Genomic DNA, 22,362 nt, shown 5'->3' with positions numbered 1-22,362 from the left:
AGTTACCAAAACCGCTGCTGGATCAACCGGCTCCACCAGGTCAGCAGCACCCGGTCCACCGAGCCACTCGCCGCCAGGCCAACCCGCTCCTGCAAGCTCTTGCGCTCGGCGTAGTGCAGGTGGAACACCTCGGCGGTCTTGGCCTTGGTGGCCAGGTATTCGTCGCTGGCTTGCAGCTCATCGACCAATTGCTTGTCGAGCGCAGCAACACCCAGCCACACTTCTCCGGTCGCAACATCATCGATTGCCAACTGCGGGCGATAACGCGAGACGAAATTCTTGAACAATTGGTGAGTGATGTCCAAGTCTTCCTGGAACTTCTCGCGACCCTTCTCAGTGTTTTCGCCAAACACCGTGAGGGTGCGCTTGTATTCACCCGCGGTCAGCACTTCGAAGTCGATGTCGTGTTTTTTCAACAGGCGGTTGACGTTAGGCAACTGCGCCACCACGCCAATGGAGCCGAGGATGGCAAACGGTGCACTGATAATCTTCTCGCCAATGCACGCCATCATGTAACCGCCGCTGGCTGCGACCTTGTCGATGCACACGGTCAACGGTACGCCCGCCTGACGGATACGCGCCAGTTGCGAAGACGCCAAGCCGTAGCTGTGGACCATGCCGCCGCCGCTTTCCAGGCGCAGTACGACTTCGTCCTTTGGCGTGGCCAGGCTCAGCAGTGCGGTGATTTCATGGCGCAGGCTCTCAGTGGCCGAAGCCTTGATATCGCCGTCGAAATCCAACACAAACACACGCGGCTTGGCCTCGGCTTTCTGTTTGCCTTTCTTCTTTTCAGCCTTGCCTTCGGATTTTCGCAACGCCTTGAGCTGGTCTTTGTCGAGCAGGCTCGACTCCAGGCGCTCACGCAGGCCCTTGTAGAAATCATTGAGCTTGCTGACCTGCAACTGGCCGGCGGATTTGCGACGACCTTTACTGCGCAACGCCGCGAAGCTGGTCAGTACCACCAGAATAGCGACCACCAGGGTGACGGTCTTCGCCAGAAAGCTCGCGTATTCGGCCAGAAAATCCATAGTTCTCCTTACAAGTGCAGTGCGCCAGGCGCGGATGACGCCAGCATACCGACGGGGCTTGCCGTGAGCCAGTGCTCAAACCGCCACCAGGCGCCCTCCAACGCGCTTTTAAAACAAGCGTATGTTTTTTCATTGACAGCTTGAAGGCATCCTCATAACCTCGCCAGACTTTCAACGTACCGGGAAAACGGACGTGGGCAGCATCTATCTGATTAGACATGGCCAGGCCTCCTTCGGTGCAGACGACTATGACGTCTTGTCGCCCGTCGGCGTGGAGCAAGCGCAAGTGCTCGGTCGCCACCTGGCGGACATGGGCCTGGTGTTTGATCGCTGCGTGGCCGGCGACCTGCGCCGCCAGCAACACACCGCCACCGCCGCCTTCGAACAATACAGCGCCCTGGGCCTGCCGGTACCGGCATTGGAAGTCGACAGCGCTTTCAACGAATTCGATGCCGAGGCGATCATCCGCGCCCTGCTCCCCGACCTGCTCAGCCACGAACCCGAAGCCCTGGAGATCCTGCGTAATGCCGCGCAGAACCGCAGCGAATTCCAGCGCATCTTCGCCTTGATCATTGAACGCTGGCTGGCCGGCACCTATGACACGCCAGGACTGGAAAGCTGGTTGGGTTTCGTCGAGCGTGTCCAAGGCGGCCTGCAACGTATTCTTGAAGCGGCGGACAACACGCAGAAGATCGCGGTGTTCACCTCCGGCGGCACCATCACCGCCCTGCTCCACCTGATTACCCGAATGCCCGCCGCCCAGGCGTTCGAACTGAACTGGCAAATTGTTAACACCTCGCTCAACCAGCTGAAATTCCGCGGTCGCGAGGTGACACTGGCTTCCTTCAACAGCCATACCCACTTGCAACTGTTGAAGGCGCCGCAGCTCATCACCTTCCGATGAACTGCGGCCAACCGTGACCCCAAGGTCACTGGACTCTACCCTAAAGGATCGAAACCATGACTGACGTAGCCAAAGCTGTAGAAGCAATGAAAGCCAAGTTCAACCCAGCCGCCGCTGACGGCCTGGACCTGGTGTTCGGTTTCCGTATCGACGACACCAAGAACTTTTCCCTGGTCGTCAAAGACAAGACCTGCGAGCTGCAGGAAGGCGAAAACCCGGACGCCCAAGTGACCCTGGTCATGGACAGCGAAACCCTGGAAGGCATCGTCGACGGCTCCACCGACGGCATGCAGGCCTTCATGGGCGGCAAGCTGCGCACCGAAGGCGACATGATGCTGGCGATGAAGCTGAGCGAGCTGTTCCCTTCCTGATTCACGGGTAACCCTGGATCCCTGTGGGAGCGGGCTTGCTCGCGAATGCGGTGGGTCAGTCACATATTCGTTGACTGACCCACCGCATTCGCGAGCAAGCCCGCTTTTTATTCTGCGGTGTGACTCAGATTTTCGGCTGCAACAACAACGCCACCAACGCACTCCACCCGGTCTGGTGCGACGCGCCCAGCCCACGACCGGTCTCGCCATGGAAATACTCATGGAACAGCACCAAATCACGACTCTCCGGATCCGCCTCCAACTGCGCATACCCCGCCATCGACGGCCGCAGGCCATTTTCATCCCTTAGAAATAACCGGGTCAGCCGCTGACTGAGGCTGTCAGCTACTTCCTCCAGCGACGACAGATAACCACTGCCCGTCGGGTACTCCACCGAGAAGTTATCCGCGTAGTAACGGTGGAACTCGCGCAGCGACTCAATCAACATATAGTTCACCGGCATCCACAACGGCCCGCGCCAGTTGGAGTTGCCGCCGTACAAGCGCGAGTCGGATTCGCCTGGCTGATAGCAGGCACTCAGCGTGGTGCCATTCATCTTCAACGCCATGGGTTGCTCGGCGAAGGCCTTGGACAAGGAGCGCACGCCAAAGGGCGCCAGAAACTCGCTGTCATCGAGCATGCGGCGCAGCAGGTCTTTGGTGCGCTCACCGCGCAACAGCGCCAGCAGCAGGCGATTGCCCTGCCCCGGCTCATTCCAGCGCGAGACCAGCTTTGCCAAGTCCGGCCGGTGATGCATGAAACCCAAGAGCCGCTCGCGCAACCCTTCCAAACGTTCATGCTCGTGCTGTTCCAGCACCAGTACGGCAAACAGCGGCATCAGGCCGACGATGGAGCGCAGGCGCACCGGCTCGTTCTGGCCGTCGGGGCGGTGCAGCACATCGTAGAAGAACAGGTCCTGCTCATCCCAAAGGCCTTCGGCACTGTCGTCGACGCGGTTGATAGCGCCGGCGATGTACAGGAAGTGCTCGAAAAACTTCACCGCGATGTCGACGTAGACGACGTTGCGCTTGGCCAGCTCCAGGCCGATGCGCATCAAGTCCAGGGCATAGGCCGCGACCCATGCCGTACCGTCGGCCTGATCCAGTTGGTAACCCGGCGGCAACGCGGCCGAGCGGTCGAACAAGGCGATATTGTCCAAGCCCAGGAAACCGCCCTGGAACAGGTTGCGGCCCTCGGCATCCTTGCGGTTCACCCACCAGGAAAAATTCAGCAGCAACTTGTGGAATATCCGCTCAAGGAAATCCATATCGCCTACACCGTTCAGCGTCTTGTCCTGCTGATACACCCGCCAGCTGGCCCAGGCATGTACGGGCGGGTTGGCGTCGTCAAAACGCCACTCATAGGCCGGCAACTGGCCGTTGGGGTGCATGAAACGGTCTTTCACCAGCAGCAACAGCTGTTGCTTGGCGTATCCCGGATCGATCAGCGCCATGGCCACCGCCTGGAAGCCCTGGTCCCACGAGGCATACCACGGGTATTCCCAGGTGTCGGGCATGGAGAGAATGTCGAAATTCGACAGGTGTCGCCAATGAGTGTTGCGGATATGCAGGCGCTCGGGCGGTGGCGCGGGTTGCGCCGGGTCGCCGTCGAGCCATTGGTTTACGTCGAAATAGTACAGTTGCTTGGACCACAGCAGCCCGGCCAACGCCTGGCGCTGCACATTGCGCGCATCGTCGCTGGCCATGCCGTGTTGCAAAGCGGCGTAGAACTCGTCGGCCTCCTGGCGGCGCTGTTCGAACAGCTTGCGCGTGTTGATCTGCGGCGCGTCGACGGGAGCAAAACGCAGGTAGAGGGTTTTACTGTCAAGGCCGTCCAGCTCGAGAATGAAGCGCGCCGCGACTTTGGTGCCGCTGTCACGACGAATCGCCGCTTGAACACCCTCGACCACGTAATCATTGATCCCGTCCTTGAAGGGGCCTGGCGCCGGTTGCCCATGCAGCCTGGGATAGTTGCTTTCGTTCTCGCAGAACAGCCACTCCACCCCATCCTGGCCCCAGGCGCTGAGTTGACGATCAGGCAGTTCATGATGGCGCGCCAGCACCGACTCTGCGTCCAACGTCAACAGCGGCCTGGGCGCATCAAAGGTCCAGCTCCAGTCATTGCGCGCCCACAGTTGGGGCAGCACCTGCAAGCGGGTCGGCTGGTCCGAGCGGTTCTTCACGGTAACCCGCATGAAGATGTCGTCGGGCTGATGCTTGGCATATTCGACGCTGACGTCACAGTAACGGTTGTCTGCGAACACCCCGGTGTCGAGGATTTCGTACTCGGCATCCTCCAGGCCACGGCGGGCGTTCTCACTGATCAGGTCGGCGTAGGGAAAGGCTGCGTGGGGATATTTGTAGAGCATGCGCATGTAGGCATGGCTCGGCACGCCGTCGACGAAATAGTACAGTTCCTTGACGTCTTCGCCGTGGTTGCCCTCGGCGTTATTGAGGCCGAACAGGCGCTCCTTGATGATCGCATCGCGCTCGTTCCACAGGGCCAGGCCCAGGCACCAGCGTTGCGCCTTGTCGCTGAAACCCGCCAGGCCATCTTCGCCCCAGCGGTAGGCACGGCTGCGGGCATGTTCATGGGGAAAGTAAGACCAGGCGTCGCCGTCGGCGCTGTAGTCTTCGCGCACCGTGCCCCATTGGCGTTCGCTCAAGTAAGGGCCCCATTCGCGCCAACGCTCGGCATCCGGCGTCGCCAGGCGTTGGCCTTCGATGGTTCCAACTATTCGGGTGTCGGGTGCGGCCGCCATTGGGTCCTCCATCGTCTACCAGGTCAGAGGCAGTGTAGAGCCCAATGACGCCCGGGTGCACATGAAGACTTAGAAGATGGCGTACGTGTAGTTGAAGATCAGACGGGTTTGATCCTGATCGGCAGTGCCGGTGTTTTTACCGTGGTAGGTGCCGGTACGGAAAGTGGTACCGAAGCCTTTCAGCGGACCTGCCTGCACGACGTAATCCAGGCGGAAGTCCGCTTCGTTTTCTTTCTGGTCAGGGCCGCCGGCGACTTTCGACTTGATATCCGTACCGTCCAGGTAAGCCACGGACGCTTTCAGGCCAGGTACGTAAGCCTTGAAGTCATACGAATACTGGCCAAAGTTGACCTGCTCGCCCGCGCGGGAGAACTGGCCGACCACAGCGTCGGTGAACAGGTAGAAGTCGCTGCCACCGGCGCCTTGCGCATGCGGGTCGGCCAGGCTGCCCTGGTTGACCCACACAAAGCCGCCGTCGTCACCCACACCAACGTGGCCGAGCATCAAGCTGCTGCCGCCCAATTGGTAGGTGAAGGCCGCACTGTAGGTTTTGTTGTCGACTTCGCCTGCGTGCTTGGCGTAGCCACCGTTGTTGTTGAACTGGTAGCCGCTCTCGCCGTTCTTGCCGTCGCTGCTGCTGTCGAAGTAGCGCAGGTCGGTCTTGAACGACTGGTCATTACCCAGTGGCAATACGTGAACCAGGCCGACGTAGTTCTGTTTGTAGAAATCTTGCAGTTGAGCGTAGTAGTACTGCAACGTCAGGTTTTTCGCGATGGCGTTGTCGGAAGAACCAAACGGCTTGTAGTCCACACCGCCAAACTTGAAGCTGTCACTGTCGCGGATACCGCCGGCCACGCTCAAGCCGGTGGAGTTGCTGGACGCTCGGCCTTCGGCGCGGTTCAGCTCACCGCCGGTGAAGGTGACATTGCGAATCTCGTTGGAGGTGAGGATACCGCCGTCAAAGGTTTGCGGTGCCACACGGCTATCGTTGGAGACCAGGATCGGCAAGACTGGCGCCAAGCCACCACCGACGTGCAACTCGGTCTGGGAAATGCGGAACTTCACATTACCGGCCGCGCGACCAAAGGAATCAGCCGGTTCGGTACCATTATTCTTGGTTGGGAAGAAACTGTTGCCGTTCCCCGCCAAGCCTGGGCCTGCGGTGTGACCATCGCCACCGTCCAGGCGCAGGGCGCCGAAGGCCATGACGTCGAAGCCGACGCCAAGGGTGCCTTGGGTGTAGCCGGATTTGTAGTCAAAACGCAGCGCGGTTGCCGCTTCGCGCAGATCGTTGTTGGTCCCCGAGCGGTTATCCGCGTTGTAGTACATGGTCCGCGAACTAATCGCCGCATGACTGTCCTCAAGGAAACCGCTGTGTCCGTTACCTGTACCCAGAGCGCCGAGCCCGAAATCATCAGCGTAAGCCTGTTGTGCAAGAACGGCGGCGGTGATCGACAACGCCAGTGTAGAAATTTTCATTAATGACGGCCCCTAAACGTATTTTTATGTGCGTGATGTGCATGACGGCGCTTTCATCCTTGCAAACGTGGCGATTCTTTCATGCCGACCGGGACGCACTCCGTGAAGAATTAGTTAGGAAAATCGCCGGAAAATGAAATTTTCCACGGGCTGTTTTTTGTCATATTCAGGTCATCTCATTCATTTGCAGAATGAAGTCCTGAGGATTCTTCGTTTGCAAGCAAGCCTTGCGCTCAACAGACTCAAGGCAACGGCCACCCTCATCGCCATCGCCATCAGGAATTTTTCTATGCCCACCACCGCACATGTCAGCCCAGACGAGATCCGCAAGGGTTTTTCCAAGGCCATGTCCGACATGTACCGAGATGAAGTTCCTCTGTATGGCGCGTTGATGGAGCTGGTGGCCGAGACCAACACCCGTGTGCTCGACGCCGAACCGAGCTTGGCGCAGCAGCTGCAACGCACCGGCGAAATCCAGCGACTGGACATGGAACGCCACGGAGCGATCCGCCTGGGCACGCCTGCAGAGCTGGCGACCATCAGCCGCTTGTTTGCGGTGATGGGCATGCAGCCAGTGGGCTATTACGACCTGACCCCGGCTGGCGTGCCCGTGCACTCCACCGCCTTTCGCGCGGTGCATGAACAGGCGCTGCAGACCAGCCCGTTTCGCGTATTTACCTCATTGCTACGCCTGGAACTGATTGAGAATCCCGACCTGCGCACCTTCGCCGAAACCGCCCTGGCCAAACGCTCGATCTTCAGCCCTGGCGCCCTGGCGCTGATCGAACAGTCGGAAAAGGACGGCGGCCTCAACCCCGTGGATGCGGATGAATTCATCCGCCAGGCGTTGGAAACCTTCCGCTGGCACCACACCGCCACCGTCACCGCCACGCAGTATCAGCAATTGAGCGGCCAGCATCGCCTGATCGCCGACGTGGTTGCCTTCAAAGGCCCGCATATCAACCACCTTACCCCGCGCACGCTGGACATCGACCAGGTCCAAGCCGCCATGCCCGGCAAAGGCATCACCCCCAAGGCGGTGATTGAAGGCCCACCGCGCCGTAATTGCCCGATCCTGCTGCGCCAGACCAGCTTCAAGGCCCTCGACGAACCGATCGCCTTCACCGACGCCAAAGGCAGCCACAGCGCACGCTTCGGCGAAATCGAGCAGCGCGGTGTGGCGCTCACACCCCAAGGCCGTGCGCTGTACGACCGATTGCTGAACGCCGCGCGCGACGCACTAGGCGCCTTCCCGAATGAGGGCAACGCCGCGCGTTACATGCAATTGATGGAGCAGCACTTCCAGGCCTTCCCGGATAACTACGGGCAAATGCGTGAACAGGGCCTGGCGTATTTCCGCTATTTCGCCACCGAGCAAGGCCTAGCGGCGCGCGGCACAGCGGATCAACCGCGCGACCTGGAAGCACTGATCGCGGCGGGCCACATCGATGTGGAGCCGTTGGTCTATGAAGATTTTCTGCCGGTGAGCGCGGCGGGGATTTTCCAGTCGAACCTGGGGGATGCAGCGCAAAGCCACTACGCGGCGAACTCGAACCAAGCCGAGTTTGAAAAGGCGCTGGGGCGCCGGACGATTGATGAATTGAAGCTATACGCCGAGACTCAGCAGCGCTCTATAGACGAATGCACCCAAGCGCTGCTGGCCTGAAATGAAGTACCCACCCGGCTCACCGGCGCAATCCTTACGCCGCAACAGTCCCCAGAGCCGGGTAGGCGGTGGGCATCATAGGCGGTGAAGGGAGCCCAGTCCTTCAGACAATTCTGAATAAATATGTCCGCGCCCTGTGGGAACGCGGACTGTTGCTTAAGCCAACTTTGCCGCAATCTCGTCTTTGATCAACAACCGCTTTTTCTTCAGTTTCTCCACATCCTCATCGCTGGCGCTTGCCGATTCCGCCTTCAATACCTCCTTGTCGGCGTCGTCGTATTGAGTGAGCAGCGAATCCAGGCGTTTGTCGCTCGCCCTGCGTTCGTGAACGACTTCCTTGCTCAACCCCAAGTCCTGATACAGGTCGTGTTTCACTGGCATGGCGTACCTCCGCAAGTTGATCAATGGCTTACGCCCTAGAAGCTAGACCATTGCGAGGGGTCTTGTCATGTTCGGGGTCAACACATCCCCGTTCGTCGCGGCACCGGCGATGCGATCAAACCTTCCTGGCGCCCCGCCCTCCACTGTAGATAGTCACTCGAGGGAGACCGGTTTCATGACTCATGCTGCCACCGCTGTCGACACGCAATGCATCAACACGATCCGCACCCTGGCCATGGACGCCGTGCAAAAGGCCAACTCCGGCCATCCGGGCACGCCCATGGGCCTGGCACCGGTAGGCTATACGCTGTGGAGCCGCTTCCTGCGTTACCACCCGGAACATCCCGACTGGCCCAACCGTGACCGCTTTGTGCTGTCAGTGGGGCATGCGTCGATGCTGCTGTATTCGCTGCTGCACTTGGCCGGCGTGGTCGAGATTGATGAACATGGCAAACGTTCCGGCCAGCCGGCGATCAGCCTGGACGATATCAAGCAGTTCCGACAGGCCGGTTCGAAAACCCCAGGCCACCCTGAGTACCGTATGACCACCGGGGTCGAGACCACCACCGGCCCACTTGGTCAGGGATGCGCGAACAGTGTCGGCATGGCCATGGCCGAGCGCTGGCTGGGAAAACGCTTCAATCGCGACGCTAAGGTGTTGTTCGACTACAACGTCTACACCCTGTGCGGTGACGGCGACATGATGGAAGGCATCAGCAGCGAAGCCGCGTCGATGGCCGGGCACTTGAAGCTGGAGAACCTGTGCTGGATCTACGACAACAACACCATCAGCATCGAGGGTCATACCGAGCTGGCCTTCAGCGAGGACGTGATCAAGCGCTTCCAGGCGTATGGCTGGCACACCTTGCACGTGACCGACGCCAACGACTTGCAGGCGTTGAGCACGGCGCTGGAGACCTTCAAGAGCAACACCGGCGCGCCCACCCTGATCGTGGTCGACAGCGTGATCGGCTATGGCTCGCCGCATAAACACAACACCGCCGCTGCCCATGGCGAGCCCTTGGGCGATGAAGAAATACGGCTGACCAAAGCGGCTTACGGCTGGCCGCAGGATTCGAGTTTCCTGGTGCCCGACGCAGCCCGCACGGTGATGCGTGATGCGCTGGTGGAGCGCAACCAGCCGTTGTATGAAGCCTGGAACCAGCACCTGTCGCAGCTTGAGCAATACGAGCCGAAACTGGCCGACGAGCTGCGCCGTATGCGCGCCGGGGAAATGCCTGAGCACTGGCAGGACGATGTGCCTCACTTCGACAGCGACCCCAAAGGCGTGGCCAGCCGTGCCGCCGGTGGCGAAGTACTGAATGCGTTTGCCGAGCAAATCCCCTGGTTGCTGGGCGGCTCGGCGGACCTGTCGCCGTCGACCAAGACCCATCTGACCTTCGAGGGCGCCGGGCGTTTCAGTGCCGACGACTACAGCGGACGCAACCTGCACTTCGGCATTCGTGAGCACGCCATGGGCGCGATTGCCAATGGCATGGCGCTGTCCTATCTGCGGCCGTACACCTCGACGTTCCTGGTGTTCAGCGATTACATGAAGCCGCCGATTCGTCTGGCGGCGATCATGGAGTTGCCGGTGGTGTTTGTGTTTACCCATGACTCGATTGGCGTGGGTGAAGATGGGCCGACGCACCAACCGATCGAGCATCTCACGCAGTTACGCGCGACGCCGGGGCTGTTGACCCTGCGACCCGGTGATGCGAATGAAACCCTGGAACTGTGGAAGGTGGCCCTGGCGCAAACCCATCGACCGAGTTGCATGGTGTTGTCGCGCCAGCCATTGCCGACGTTGGACCGTACGAAGTATGCAGCGGCGTCCGGCGCGGCCAAGGGGGGTTATGTGTTGGCGGGTGGCGATGAGCCCAAAGTCCTGTTGTTGGCGACGGGCAGTGAAGTCAGCCTGGCTGTGGCGGCCTATGAGCAACTGAAAAGCGAAGGGATTGCTGCGCAGGTAGTCTCCATGCCCAGCTGGGAGTTGTTTGAAGACCAGGATCAAGACTATCGCGACAGCGTATTACCGCCGGCAGTGAACGCTCGGGTGGTGGTCGAACAGGCGGGGCCGTTGGGCTGGGATCGGTATGTGGGGCAGAACGGGGCCAAAGTGGTCATGAACAGCTTTGGCGCGTCGGCACCGTTGGCCAAGTTGCAGGAGCAGTTTGGGTTTACGCTGGAGAATGTAGTGAGGCAAGCCAAGGCACAAATCCAACTGACCTGACACTAATCAAAACTGTGGGGGCTGGCCTGCCTGCTCCCACAGTTGATCTTCAGTGTCTGTTAGCTCAGCTCCCGGGCCAGGAACGGCGCGGTGCGGCTGGTTTTGCTTTGGGCGACTTTATGCGGCCTACCGCTGGCAACCACTGTACCGCCCAAATCGCCTGCCCCCGGCCCGATATCAATCACCCAATCACTCTGCGCCACCACGCGCATCTCATGCTCCACTACAACCACCGTATGCCCCGAATCTACCAGCTGATTGAGCTGGCTTAGCAAGCGGTCCACATCCCGTGGATGCAGCCCCGTCGTGGGCTCATCCAGCACGTATAACGTGGCGCCCCGCGCATTGCGTTGCAACTCGGTCGCCAGTTTGATGCGTTGCGCTTCGCCGCCCGACAGCTCGGTCGCCGGTTGCCCCAGGCGCAGGTAACCCAGGCCGATATCCCGCAGCACTTGCAATGAACGCAACACACTGGGTTGTTCCGCAAACACGTCGACCGCCTGCTCCACCGTCAGCCCCAGCACCTGGGCGATGCTCAAGCCCTGCCATTTGATCGCCAACGTCTCAGGGTTATACCGCGCGCCGTGGCAGGTCGGGCATGGCGCATACACGCTGGGCATGAATAGCAGCTCGACGCTGACAAACCCTTCACCCTCGCAGTTCGGGCAACGGCCCTTGGCGACGTTGAAGGAGAACTGGCCGGCGTCGTAATGACGCTTCCTGGCTGCCGGCGTGGCGGCGAACAGTTTGCGCACGTTGTCGAACAGCCCGGTGTAGGTCGCCAGGTTGGAGCGCGGGGTGCGGCCGATGGGTTTCTGGTCCACCTGCACCAGGCGGCGGATCAGCTCGAGCCCGGCGCTGATGCGTCCACCGCTGGTTTGCGGCGTGTCGTCTTCCAGGCTCGGCTCTTCGTCGTTTTCCACCACACGGCCGAGGCCGCTGCCTACCAGCTCCAGCAGCGCCTGGCTGACCAGGCTGGACTTGCCCGAACCGGAAATCCCAGTGACTGCGGTGAAGCAGCCCAGCGGAAAGTCAACGTTAAGGGCCTTGAGATTATTACGCGTCACGCCGTCCAGTTTCAGCCAGCCGGAGGGCTCGCGGCGTTCCTGATTCGACACGCGTTTTTCGGCGAACAGGTATTCACGCGTCTGCGACGCCTCCACCTGCGCCAGGCCCGCCGGCGGCCCGCTGTACAACACTTGCCCGCCATGCTCACCGGCCGCCGGGCCCACGTCGATCAGCCAGTCGGCGCGGCGCATGGTTTCCAGGTCGTGCTCCACCACAAACAACGAGTTGCCCGCCGCTTTCAAACGATCCAGCGCGGTGAACAGCGCCTCGCCATCTGCCGGGTGCAGCCCCGCCGACGGCTCGTCCAGCACATAGATCACGCCGAATAATTGCGAGCCCAACTGTGTAGCCAGGCGCAATCGCTGCAACTCTCCGGACGATAAGGTCGGTGTGCTGCGCTCCAGGGACAAATAGCCCAAGCCCAATTCGGTCAAGGTACTGACCCGCTCGAGCAAGTCCTGGGCGATACGTTGTGCGGCCAGGCGTTTTTCCACCGACAGCTTCATCTTGTCCTGCCCCGCCGCCACCGGCCGCAGCAACTCGGCCAGTTGCGCCAATGACAACTGCGACAACTCACCGATATCCACCCCGGCGAACTTCACCGACAGCGCGGCTCTGGTCAGGCGTTTGCCCTCGCATAACGGGCAAGCGCTGCCCTGCATGAACTGCGAGACGCGCTTTTTCATCAACGCGCTTTGGGTGTGGGTGAAGGTGTGCAGGATGTAGCGCCGCGCACCGCTGAAGGTGCCTTGGTAGCTGGGCTCAAGCTTGCGTTTGAGCGCATCGCGGGCCTGTTCGGGGGTGAAGCCAGCGTATACCGGGACAGTGGGGGTTTCTTCGGTGAACAGGATCCAGTCGCGTTGCTTTTTCGGCAGGTCGCGCCACGGGATATCCACGTCATAGCCCAGGGTCACCAGAATGTCGCGCAGGTTCTGCCCTTGCCACGCTAACGGCCAGGACGCCACTGCGCGCTGGCGAATAGTCAAAGAGGGATCGGGCACCATCAATGCCTCGGTCACTTCGTACACGCGGCCAAGGCCATGACATTGCGGGCACGCACCTTGCGGCAGGTTCGGCGAGAAGTCCTCGGCGTACAGCATCGCCTGGCCCGGCGGGTAACTGCCGGCGCGGGAGTACAGCATGCGGATCAGGCTCGACAACGTGGTGACGCTGCCCACTGACGAGCGCGCACTCGGCGTACCACGCTGCTGTTGCAGGGCCACGGCGGGCGGCAGGCCTTCGATGCTGTCCACATCCGGCACGCCGACCTGGTCGATCAGCCGCCGCGCATACGGCGCCACCGACTCAAAATAACGCCGCTGCGCCTCGGCATACACCGTGGAAAACGCCAGGGACGATTTGCCCGAACCCGAGACGCCGGTAAACACCACCAAGGCATCCCGTGGAATATCCACATCAACGTTTCGCAGGTTGTGTTCGCGGGCGCCGCGTACGCGGACGAAGCCAGTATGTTGGGCGGTGATCGAGGGGATGTTGCGCTGTGAAGTCATGGACAACCTTGTTGGGCGGCAAGCACGCTGCGGACCCGTTGCGTCAGGGCTTCGGGGCTGTAGGGTTTGCTCAGCAGATGAATCTCGGGACTCAGCAAATGATTGCTGGAGAGAATGTCGCGGGTGTGGCCGGAAGTGAACAGCACCGCCACGGGAGGTGTTTGTGCGCGAGCCCAGTCAGCCAGGTCGGTACTCTTGACGCGACCGGGCATCACCACGTCGGTGAAAATCAGCTCCGGCGGTACACCGGCCTGTAGCATCTTCATCGCGCGGTCACCGTCTTCGGCCGTGAGCACGGTATAACCCGCCTGCTCCAGCAGTTCCACGACCGTCTCGCGCACGTCTTCGTTGTCCTCGACCACCAGAATTGTTTCATGGCCATGGGCATGGGCATGCGGCAGAGGCTCGTCACAGGCGTCCTCGCACTCCTCGCCGAGGCTGCGCGGGAAATACATCTGCACCACGGTTCCGCGCCCTTCCTCACTCCACACCTCGACATGCCCGCCGCTCTGGCGCACAAAGCCAAACACCATGCTCAGGCCAAGGCCGGTCCCATGCCCGTTACGCTTGGTGGTAAAGAATGGCTCAAACACCCGCGCCAGGATCGCCGGCGGCATGCCCACGCCGATATCGGTAACAGCCAGGCGCACGTACTCACCGGGTTTGATGCTTTTACCCGCGCAATCGCCGGGGTTGAGGATGATGTTCGCGCCGGTGATATGGATCACACCCTCACCTTGCATGGCGTCGCGGGCATTGATCGCGAGGTTGAGCAGTGCGTTTTCCAACTGGTTGCGGTCGACGTTGATGCACCACGAATCCTGGGGCAACTGCACATCGATGTGGATGGTTTCCCCAAGCGCTCGTTGCAGCAGTTCGCCCAGGCCCGCGTAGATGCGTTGCGGGTTATACACCGCAGGCGACAACGGTTGGCGTCGGGCGAATGCCAGCAATTGCGATGACAGCTTGGCACCACGATCCACCGCCGCAATGGCGGCCGCGACACGTCGCTGCACCTGCACGTTGTCCGGCTCGTGGCGGGCGAGCAGGTGCAGGTTGCCGGCGATCACTTGCAGCAAGTTGTTGAAGTCGTGCGCCACGCCGCCGGTCAGGCCGCCGATGGCTTCGAGTTTCTGCGACTGGCGCAACTTATCCTCGGCGGCAGAGCGCGCCTGCACTTCGGCGGCCACACGCTGCTCGAGGTTATGGGTGAGTTCCTGGCGCACCTGCTCGGATTTCACCAGCTCGGTGGTCTCCACCACAATCGCCAACACGCCGGCGGGTTGCTGACTGTCGCCAGCGACAGGGCTGTAATAGAGATCCAGCCACACGGTTTCCGGTTTGCCGTTACGCAACAACACCAGGTCTTTGTTATTGAACGACAAGGTCCCGCCCGCTAGGCAGGTGTCCAGCACATGACGGTTGAAGTCGGCCACTTCCGGCCAGCCCAGTTCTACCGGCGTGCCCAGCAGGTACGGGTGGCGACCACCCGCAAACACCGAATAACTGTCGTTGTAGATCATGTACCCCGCGCGGCCCCACAACATCACCATCGGCACGGGTGATGCGAGCATCATCTGCACGTTGCAGAGCAAGCTGGTGGACCACTGTTCAATGGCCCCCAGCTCGGTGTCCGACCAATCGAATGCACGGATCCGCCGGGCCATTTCACCGGCCCAGCCTTCACAGCCGTGAGAGTTGGATAAAAATTGCATCGGTTGGCTCTGCGCTAAGAGAAGACGGTCGCAAAAATTTGGAGCGCGTCGGACGCGGATGGTTCATCTCTTATAATTTAGGGGGTTACGCCTCCACAAGCCCCTGCCTCAGTGAAAGTCCCGGCTGAGCACATTTATCCCTTCCAACAGTGGCGTCAGGTCGGTAAGCCGGCCGGCGATCAGGTGCCGCACTTCACCCACCGCTTCCCAGCGCCCGTCCACTTTCAGCAGGCGCGAGCCCACCAGCGCCTGGCGCTGACGCTCAGCCAGGTCGCGCCAGACCACCACATTGAGGTTACCGAATTCATCTTCCAGGGTGACAAAGGTCACACCGCTGGCGGTGCCTGGCCGCTGCCGACCGGTCACCAACCCGACGACGCTGACGTTGCGCCCATGCTCGACCAGCATCAGCTCTTGGGAACTGCGGCAGCGCTGCTTACGCAATTGCGCGCGCAACAACGCCAACGGATGCGGGCCAAGGGTGGTGCCGACCGTCGCGTAGTCAGCGTACAGGTCCTCGCCCACTGTCGGTGCCGGCAACTCGACCACGGCTTCGTCGGGGCTGGGCAGGCCGGCAAACAGCCCGAGTTGCTTGTGCACCCCCGCCACTTCCCAACGCGCCTTGTGCCGGTTGCCGGCCAGGGCGCGTAAGGCACCGGCATCCGCCAGCAACGCCTGCGCACGCGCATCCAGTCCGGCGCGTTCGTCCAAGTCAGCGATGTCGCTGAACGCCCGACGCTGGCGCGCCGCTTCGATGCGCCGCCCATCTTCTTCGCGAAACCCCGAGATCATGCGCAACCCCATGCGGATCGCCGGCTGTGCACCGTCGATGGGTTCCAGGCTGCAATCCCAGTCGCTGGCCTGCACATCCACCGGGCGAATCTGCAGACGATGGCGCCGCGCATCCTGCAGGATCTGGTCCGGACTGTAGAAGCCCATGGGCCAGCTGTTGATCAGCGCACAAGCAAACGCCGCGGGTTCATGGCATTTGAGCCAGCAACTGGCGTAGGTCAGCAAGGCGAAACTGGCGGCGTGGGATTCAGGGAAGCCATAGCTGCCAAATCCCTTGATCTGCTCGAAGAGCTGCGCGGCAAATTCTTCGCTGTAGCCGTTTTTCAACATGCCAGTGCGCAGGCGTTGCTGGTGCGGTTCCAGGCCTCCATGGCGTTTCCAGGCAGCCATGGAGCGGCGCAATTGGTCGGCCTCGCCGGGGCCGTAGTCGGCGGCGACCATGGCGATTTGCATGACTTGTTCCTGGAACAGCGGAATGCCCAGGGTGCGCTCGAGCACGGTTTTCAGTTCCGGCGAGGGATAGGTCGTCTCCTCCTCCTTGTTACGCCGACGCAAATAGGGATGCACCATGCCGCCCTGGATCGGCCCCGGCCGCACGATGGCGACCTCGATCACCAAGTCATAAAACGTCTGAGGCTTGAGCCTGGGCAACATCGACATTTGCGCCCGCGACTCGATCTGGAACACGCCGATGGTATCGGCCTTGCTGATCATTGCGTAAGTAGCCGGGTCCTCCTTGGGCACCGACGCCAGGCTCAAATCCCGGTTGCGATGGCGGCGCAGCAGGTCGAAACAGCGGCGGATCGCGCTCAGCATCCCCAGAGCGAGAATATCCACCTTGAGCAGGCCGACGGCGTCGAGGTCGTCCTTGTCCCACTGGATGATCGTGCGCTCGGCCATGGCCGCATTTTCCACCGGCACCAGGGTATCCAGCGGGTATTCGGAAATCACAAAGCCGCCGGGGTGCTGGGACAGGTGCCGGGGGAAGCCGATCAGTTGCTGAGTGAGCGTGAGCACACGACGCAAGATTGGGCTTTCGGGGTCAAAGCCGGCTTCACGCAGGCGCGCCAGGGGCGGCGCGTCGTCGCTCCAACGCCCGCAACACTCGGCCAGCGCATTGATCTGGTCCGGCGGCAAGCCCAAGGCCTTGGCCACATCGCGTACCGCGCCGCTCGCGTGGTAACTGCTGACCACCGCCGTCAGCGCTGCACGTGTGCGGCCGTAGCGCTGAAACACGTACTGCAGCACTTCTTCACGGCGTTCGTGTTCGAAGTCCACGTCGATGTCCGGCGGTTCATTTCGCTCCCTGGAGAGAAAGCGCTCGAACAACATGCTCGTCAGGCTTGGGTCGATCTCGGTGATGCCCAAGGCAAAACACACCGCCGAGTTGGCCGCCGAGCCCCGGCCCTGGCACAGGATCGAACGGCTGCGGGCGAACTGCACAATGTCATGCACCGTAAGGAAGTAGCTTTCATAGCCCAGCTCGCTGATCAGCTCCAGTTCGTTGTTGATCTGCTGCAAGGTCTTGGCGTCGACACCCTGCGGCCAACGCTGGGCGATACCTGCTTCAGTCACGGCGCGCAGCCAGGATTGGGCGTTGTGGCCGGTGGGGACCAATTCGCGTGGGTAGTGATAGCGCAATTGGCTGAGGTCGAAGGTGCAACGGCGGGCGATGGCCTGGGTTTCATCGAGCAGCGACGCGGGGTACAGCGTGCTTAACGCCTCCAGGCAACGCAGGTGCCGCTCGCCATTAGGGTGCAGCCGCGTGCCGGCTTCGGCCACTGGCACGTGATGACGGATGGCAGTCATGGTGTCTTGCAGGGCGCGGCGACCGCGCGCATGCATATGCACATCGCCACAGGCCACCGCCGGGATTTTCAGGCTGGCCGCCAGTGCCAGGCGCTGCTCTAGGTGGCGCGCATCGTCCTGGCCGCAATGCAAATGCACCGCCAGCCACAAGCGCCCGGCAAAGGTGCGGCGCAGCCATTGGATCTCGGTTTGAGTGTTGCTGTCTTCGGCGACCCACAGCGCCAGCAGGCCGGGCAACGGTTGCTCGAAGTCTTCCAGCAGCAGGCGATAGCAGCCTTTTTCGGCACGCCGCCTGGCCAGGGTGATCAAGCGGCACAGGTGCTGGTAGCCGCTGAGGTCTTGCACCAGCAGCACCAGTTTCGGGCCGTTCTCGATGCGCATCTCGCTGCCGATAATCAGCGGCAGCGCCACCGCCTTCGCCGCCTGCCAAGCGCGCACGATGCCCGACAACGTGCATTCGTCGGTGATCGCCAAAGCGCTGTAGCCCTGGCGCTTGGCCCGTTCGAACAACTCCAGCGCACTGGATGCACCGCGCTGGAAGCTGAAGTTGGACAGGCAGTGCAGCTCGGCATAGCTCATGCAAACCAGCCTTGCAGCCACAGGCCATCGCTTTGCCCCACGGTGCGATAGGCCCAGCCTTGCTGGCCGGCGCGGGTCTGGACGAGGTAGTAATCACGGCGGATATCGGCGCCGTCCCACCAGCCGGATTCGATGCGTTCCGGGCCCATGAGGATGTGCACACCGTGATCGGCCAGCAGCGTGGGTTCGTGCAGCAGCCAGCCGGGCCGTTGTACTTTGTTCAAGGCCTGGCACGGATTTTTATCCGCCGCCGCTTGCCAGGCGCATTCTGGACGATGGTCGGCGTGAAAGCGCAGGCCCTGCACTGCCTCATCCCCCAAGCGCGCACGCAGGCGCTCGCGCAATTGTTCCCACGGCAGGGTCTGTTGCGGGCGGTCGTCGAACAGGTCATGGCGTTGCGGCACGAACACTGGCAGGTCCTGGGCCACCAGGCGAAAGCCGCGTACCGGTGAGGTCACTTGAACGTGCTCCAGGCGGCCACGGGCCAATTCAAACAGCATCGCCGGTTCACGCTCGGCGCTGAGCAGGCCGACCTTGATCACACTGTCCGGCGCCTGGGCGTGTTCCAGGTGCAGGTCGAAACGCTGCACGCCACTGTCGCGGCCGCACAGAAACGCGGACAGATCGCCGGTCAACCGTCTTAAAGGAAACAGCAGCGCCTGGTGGGATTGCACATCGAAATTCAGCTCGATACGCACATCAAACTGGTCCGGCGGCTGGTAGAACGCCAGGGCCAGCGGCCGCTGCCCGGTCAGTGCGTCCAGGTGCTTGAGCAAACTGGCATCAAAACGTCGCGCCAAGGTATGCCGGGGCAACGCCTGCACCTGGGCCAGGCTGCGCAGGCCCATGCGCGAAAGGGCCGTGGCGGCCTGTGGTTCGAGCCCGGCGCGGTCGATGGGCAGCGGCGCCAGGGCCTGCATCAGGACGTCATCGGTAACCGCCAGGCCATCATCGATATTCGCCAGCACCCGCGCGGCGGCCGGGTTGGGCGCCGCGACGATACGGTGACGAAAGCCCAGTTCGGTCAATTCCTTGCGCAAGCGCGCTTCAAACCGCGGCCACGGCCCGAACAGCCCCAGGCTCGATTCGATCTCGAACAGCAAGGCCCGCGGGTAATACAGGCTGACTTGGGAGCTGAACTGGTAGGCCCAGGCGGCGAGGAACTGTTGGTAGCGCTCGATCTCGGCAGGGTCGTATTCGGCGCTGGCAAAGGTCTTGGCCAGGGCATTCGCAGCCGTCAGGGATTGACCGGGGCGCAGGCCCAAGGCGCGGGCGGCGTCATTGACGGTTTGCAGCACGCGTCGCTGCGGCGTGCCGGCCAGCAGGGCCAGGGGTTGGTCCGGTTCGGGGTGCACACGCAGCACCCCGTCCAGCGCCAATTGCGGGAAAACAATACACACCCAGCGCATGGCAACCTCAGTGCCCCGCCAGCGCAATCGGCGCCGGATGGGCCAGGCCGCCCCGGCACTTGAGCACTCGCACCTGCGCGGGCTTGGCCTCGACCGCCAAGCGCAAGGCGGCGGGCGATGAGTTGATCGCCTCGCCCAAGGCGCGCCAGGCAAATGCCAGGGTCTGCCCGGTTTCCGCCGCGACTTGCAGGCGACGCAGCGCCCGGTCATCAGCCTTGCGCGGCCAGCACAACACCGCGCCGCAACTGCCGGAACGCAGGCACTGCTCCACTGCCCATAAGGCGTCGCGCTCCTCGGCCTGGATCACCGAGAGCAGGCGCAGATCGACCCCGGCATTCTGCCACGCATGCGGGTAGGGCGTATAAGGCGGCGCCACCAATACAATTCGCTCCCTCGCCTTTGATAAGCGCGCCAGGGTCGGCAGCACCAGTTGCAGCTCACCCACACCGTCCTTGGCCATGAGGATTTCACTCAAGGCCGCCTCCGGCCAGCCGCCCGTGGGCAACACCGCATCCAGCGCCGCCAACCCCGTGGGATGCACACTCGCCGGCGGCGCGGCAGGTCGGCCTTTCCAGACACGCCCGCCATTGAACAGCGTGTCCAGTGCAATCACGGCGCCCATCAGCCTTGCCTCACCAAACCGCAGAACACGCCTTCGATGGCCAGGTCCTGGTCGGGCCCCACCACGATAGGCTGGTACGCGGGGTTGCGCGGCAGCAAGCGCACGCTGTCGCCATTGCGTTCGAACCGCTTGATGGTCACTTCACCGTCCAGGCGCGCCACCACAATCTGCCCATTCAACGCCTCGGCACTGCGTCGTACGCCGACCAGGTCACCATCGAGGATGCCGTCCTCAATCATTGAGTCACCCTGCACCCGCAACAGATAGTCCGGAGTTTTTGCGAAGGTAGACGGGTCGAGTTGCAGGCGGCTGTGCACTTCGGCATCGGCGCCGATGGGCAAACCGGCAGCGACTCGACCGAGCACCGGCACATCCAGCCATTCCGGGCGCACCGGTTGATTGAGCAGGCGAATGCCCCTGGCCTGGTTAGGGTTGACCTCGATAAACCCGGCTTCGGTCAGCGCCAGCACATGCTTGCGCGCCACGCTGCGCGAGGCAAAGCCGAACGCCTCGGCAATCTCGGCGAGGCTGGGTGGCTGGCCTTGCTGCGCGATGCGGTCGCGGATAAAGGTCAGGATGGCGGTACGGCGTGGGGTCAGAGTCGTCATGGAGTACACTTGTACTCTTTTGGGGAGTTTCTGACAATAGCCGCCAGTCGCGTGGAGGAAGAACGAGCGTTGTCGAAACGTCCCACGTGATGGTCGGATTACCTCTACTCCCCTCCCCTGAAAAGGTCCGCAAAGTCCTTCGCCTGAATACACAGCGCGAGGGATTGCAGATGGCGTTTTTTGTGTGGGCCCCAGCTGATGGGGCTGCTTCATGATAGGCATAACCAGCCAAGCAATTGGCTATTTGGTGCTGGCCATCATGGATTCGAAGGCGCGAGACGTCGAAGCCGTTATCAGCGACTTCAAGCGCTGCCTTAATCACTACGACGCCTGGGCCGAGAATTTTTTCAGCTTTTCGGCATTGGATATCGAACAGGTATTCAAGGTCGGGGATGAAGTGACGCTGGTCGCGCCGATCAGCCCTTCGCTTTTTCCCAGCACCACCACCGCAACCTGCCAGGCCAACGGCACGCTGACCCTGGTGCATATGTTCCAGAGTTCACGGTTCGTGCCCATTGGCAGTACGCCCGTGATGGTGCAACGCATCGACCCCAGCGGTGGCCCGCTGGGTGAGCCGATCCATAAGACGATTGGCCCCAGCGGCATTCTCGAAATCACAGAATGTGATCGCAACCAGCAGTACCGGGTCAGTTTCTACCCCACTGTTTCCAAAGCGCATTTCAAGGCGTTGTACGCCTCTTATCAGTCGGTTATCGCACCACTGGAAGGTTGGCTGCGCGCGGAATGGAGCAGCACCTTCGAGCCGCTGTGGAAGGGTTATTCCGAAGCCAACTTCCTCAAGCGCTACCTCTCACTGCATCAAGGCTATGCCCGCGGGTTTGGTGAGGCGTTGCATTCACTGTGGGACACCATCAAGCAGCTGTTTCAGTGGCTTTCAGACCCGCTGGGGCATGCCGAAAAACTTCTGCATTACCTGTCTCAGGACCAATTTGAACAGCTGCTGAAACTCGGCACCGAAAGCATCGCTAAGGGCTTGTTAGTGCTGAGCGATGAGCCGCTGATGTTTATCTATCTGTCGGCGATGGTCAGCTGGATGCGGCTGTTGCCGCCGGCGTACATGAACGAGTTGCTGGGGGAAATCAGCGCCGAGGTATTGATCAATTTGTTGCTGAGTCTTGCTACTGCCGGGATGGGCATGGCGGTGCGCATGAGTGCGAAGGTGCTGGGGGGCATCAAGTCTCAGCGAGCGGGCAGATGGTTGGAACATATGGCTGGGCAGTTCGGGAAGGCACGCGTGGAAGACCATGCAGAGCTGGCCAAACCGATTCTGCTGGGGGGCCCGGCGACGCCGATCAGGGTGATTCCGGATGTGCCGCTGAAGGTTGGGGATCAGGTGGTTTCCAATCCGGTGACGATGGTTAGGGACAAGCTGGAACAGCGGACGGTGTTGGTGCGGCTGGAGCCT

The 22,362-nt window shown here is 61.6% G+C and carries 14 protein-coding genes and 1 pseudogene; 5 read left to right on the top strand and 10 right to left on the bottom strand.

The annotated features are described in order from the left end of the window. Positions 1-2: 2 nt before the first annotated feature. Entirely contained in the window at positions 3-1,028 is a 1,026-nt protein-coding gene (gene sohB / locus AACY08_RS24770) for a protease SohB (protein WP_339471776.1), read from the bottom strand. Between the two features lie 193 nt (positions 1,029-1,221). Here sohB and AACY08_RS24765 point away from each other — a divergent pair, with 193 nt between their 5' ends. After that, positions 1,222-1,932 carry a histidine phosphatase family protein gene (locus tag AACY08_RS24765; RefSeq protein ID WP_339471775.1) on the top strand — a complete coding sequence of 237 codons (711 nt, stop codon included), beginning with the start codon at positions 1,222-1,224 and terminating at the stop codon, positions 1,930-1,932. A 56-nt stretch (positions 1,933-1,988) separates the two neighbouring features. Continuing rightward, positions 1,989-2,303: an SCP2 sterol-binding domain-containing protein gene (locus tag AACY08_RS24760; protein WP_065880674.1), complete on the top strand. Its 315-nt coding sequence runs from the start codon at positions 1,989-1,991 to the stop codon at positions 2,301-2,303. Between the two features lie 124 nt (positions 2,304-2,427). Here the strand turns inward: AACY08_RS24760 and AACY08_RS24755 are convergent, their stop codons facing one another. Together AACY08_RS24755 and AACY08_RS24750 are read right to left on the bottom strand one after the other, a co-directional pair. After that, positions 2,428-5,064, bottom strand: a complete 2,637-nt coding sequence (locus tag AACY08_RS24755) for an MGH1-like glycoside hydrolase domain-containing protein (protein WP_339471774.1) — start codon at positions 5,062-5,064, stop codon at positions 2,428-2,430. 69 nt (positions 5,065-5,133) lie between these two features. Continuing rightward, complete coding sequence (locus AACY08_RS24750) at positions 5,134-6,543, bottom strand: OprD family outer membrane porin (protein WP_339471773.1); 1,410 nt, start codon at positions 6,541-6,543, stop codon at positions 5,134-5,136. A 289-nt stretch (positions 6,544-6,832) separates the two neighbouring features. Between AACY08_RS24750 and hglS the strand changes: the two genes are divergently transcribed. After that, positions 6,833-8,209, top strand: a complete 1,377-nt coding sequence (gene hglS, locus AACY08_RS24745) for a 2-oxoadipate dioxygenase/decarboxylase HglS (protein WP_339471772.1) — start codon at positions 6,833-6,835, stop codon at positions 8,207-8,209. A gap of 156 nt (positions 8,210-8,365) precedes the next feature. Here hglS and AACY08_RS24740 read toward each other — a convergent pair whose 3' ends face one another. Then, positions 8,366-8,590: a DUF465 domain-containing protein gene (locus tag AACY08_RS24740; protein WP_339415846.1), complete on the bottom strand. Its 225-nt coding sequence runs from the start codon at positions 8,588-8,590 to the stop codon at positions 8,366-8,368. Between the two features lie 175 nt (positions 8,591-8,765). On the opposite strand from AACY08_RS24740, the gene tkt reads away from it, so the two are divergent. Beyond that, a complete protein-coding gene (gene tkt, locus AACY08_RS24735) occupies positions 8,766-10,823 on the top strand; it encodes a transketolase (protein ID WP_339471771.1) in 2,058 nt (685 codons plus the stop codon). Positions 10,824-10,882: 59 nt separating this feature from the next. Here tkt and uvrA read toward each other — a convergent pair whose 3' ends face one another. The 6 genes from uvrA to lexA all read right to left on the bottom strand — a co-directional run bounded on the left by uvrA (position 10,883) and on the right by lexA (position 20,945). Next, positions 10,883-13,402 carry an excinuclease ABC subunit UvrA gene (gene uvrA / locus AACY08_RS24730; protein ID WP_339471770.1) on the bottom strand — a complete coding sequence of 840 codons (2,520 nt, stop codon included), beginning with the start codon at positions 13,400-13,402 and terminating at the stop codon, positions 10,883-10,885. Beyond that, positions 13,399-15,117 carry an ATP-binding protein gene (locus AACY08_RS24725; RefSeq protein ID WP_339471768.1) on the bottom strand — a complete coding sequence of 573 codons (1,719 nt, stop codon included), beginning with the start codon at positions 15,115-15,117 and terminating at the stop codon, positions 13,399-13,401. Before AACY08_RS24725 ends, uvrA begins: the two co-directional genes overlap by 4 nt. Positions 15,118-15,225: 108 nt before the next feature. Beyond that, positions 15,226-18,318 (bottom strand): error-prone DNA polymerase, encoded by a 3,093-nt coding sequence (locus AACY08_RS24720; RefSeq protein ID WP_339471767.1) that lies wholly within the window; start codon positions 18,316-18,318, stop codon positions 15,226-15,228. Beyond that, positions 18,294-19,706, bottom strand: a complete 1,413-nt coding sequence (locus tag AACY08_RS24715; protein ID WP_339471766.1) for a Y-family DNA polymerase — start codon at positions 19,704-19,706, stop codon at positions 18,294-18,296. The genes AACY08_RS24720 and AACY08_RS24715 overlap by 25 nt, the downstream gene beginning before the upstream one ends. 7 nt (positions 19,707-19,713) lie before the next feature. Continuing rightward, positions 19,714-20,328 carry a translesion DNA synthesis-associated protein ImuA gene (imuA, locus tag AACY08_RS24710; RefSeq protein ID WP_339471765.1) on the bottom strand — a complete coding sequence of 205 codons (615 nt, stop codon included), beginning with the start codon at positions 20,326-20,328 and terminating at the stop codon, positions 19,714-19,716. Continuing rightward, positions 20,328-20,945, bottom strand: coding sequence for a transcriptional repressor LexA (lexA, locus tag AACY08_RS24705; protein ID WP_339471764.1), 618 nt, complete (start codon positions 20,943-20,945; stop codon positions 20,328-20,330). The genes imuA and lexA overlap by 1 nt, the downstream gene beginning before the upstream one ends. A 202-nt stretch (positions 20,946-21,147) precedes the next feature. On the opposite strand from lexA, the pseudogene AACY08_RS24700 reads away from it, so the two are divergent. Beyond that, positions 21,148-22,362: pseudogene (locus AACY08_RS24700) on the top strand (type IV secretion protein Rhs); the annotation flags it as partial.

This window comes from Pseudomonas sp. EL_65y_Pfl1_R83, assembly GCF_963970695.1.
Classification (GTDB): domain Bacteria; phylum Pseudomonadota; class Gammaproteobacteria; order Pseudomonadales; family Pseudomonadaceae; genus Aquipseudomonas; species Aquipseudomonas tritici.
The sequence above is the reverse complement of the archived record's forward strand: the minus strand, read 5'-3'. Positions and strand labels throughout refer to the sequence as shown.

Bases quoted from the DNA above. Each gene is read 5' to 3' on its own strand.
- sohB (WP_339471776.1), bottom strand. From the start codon at position 1,028: ATGGATTTTCTGGCCGAATACGCGAGCTTTCTGGCGAAGACCGTCACC.
- AACY08_RS24760 (WP_065880674.1), top strand. From the start codon at position 1,989: ATGACTGACGTAGCCAAAGCTGTAGAAGCAATGAAAGCCAAGTTCAAC.
- AACY08_RS24755 (WP_339471774.1), bottom strand. From the start codon at position 5,064: ATGGCGGCCGCACCCGACACCCGAATAGTTGGAACCATCGAAGGCCAA.
- AACY08_RS24750 (WP_339471773.1), bottom strand. From the start codon at position 6,543: ATGAAAATTTCTACACTGGCGTTGTCGATCACCGCCGCCGTTCTTGCA.
- hglS (WP_339471772.1), top strand. From the start codon at position 6,833: ATGCCCACCACCGCACATGTCAGCCCAGACGAGATCCGCAAGGGTTTT.
- AACY08_RS24740 (WP_339415846.1), bottom strand. From the start codon at position 8,590: ATGCCAGTGAAACACGACCTGTATCAGGACTTGGGGTTGAGCAAGGAA.
- tkt (WP_339471771.1), top strand. From the start codon at position 8,766: ATGACTCATGCTGCCACCGCTGTCGACACGCAATGCATCAACACGATC.
- uvrA (WP_339471770.1), bottom strand. From the start codon at position 13,402: ATGACTTCACAGCGCAACATCCCCTCGATCACCGCCCAACATACTGGC.
- AACY08_RS24725 (WP_339471768.1), bottom strand. From the start codon at position 15,117: ATGCAATTTTTATCCAACTCTCACGGCTGTGAAGGCTGGGCCGGTGAA.
- AACY08_RS24715 (WP_339471766.1), bottom strand. From the start codon at position 19,706: ATGCGCTGGGTGTGTATTGTTTTCCCGCAATTGGCGCTGGACGGGGTG.
- imuA (WP_339471765.1), bottom strand. From the start codon at position 20,328: ATGGGCGCCGTGATTGCACTGGACACGCTGTTCAATGGCGGGCGTGTC.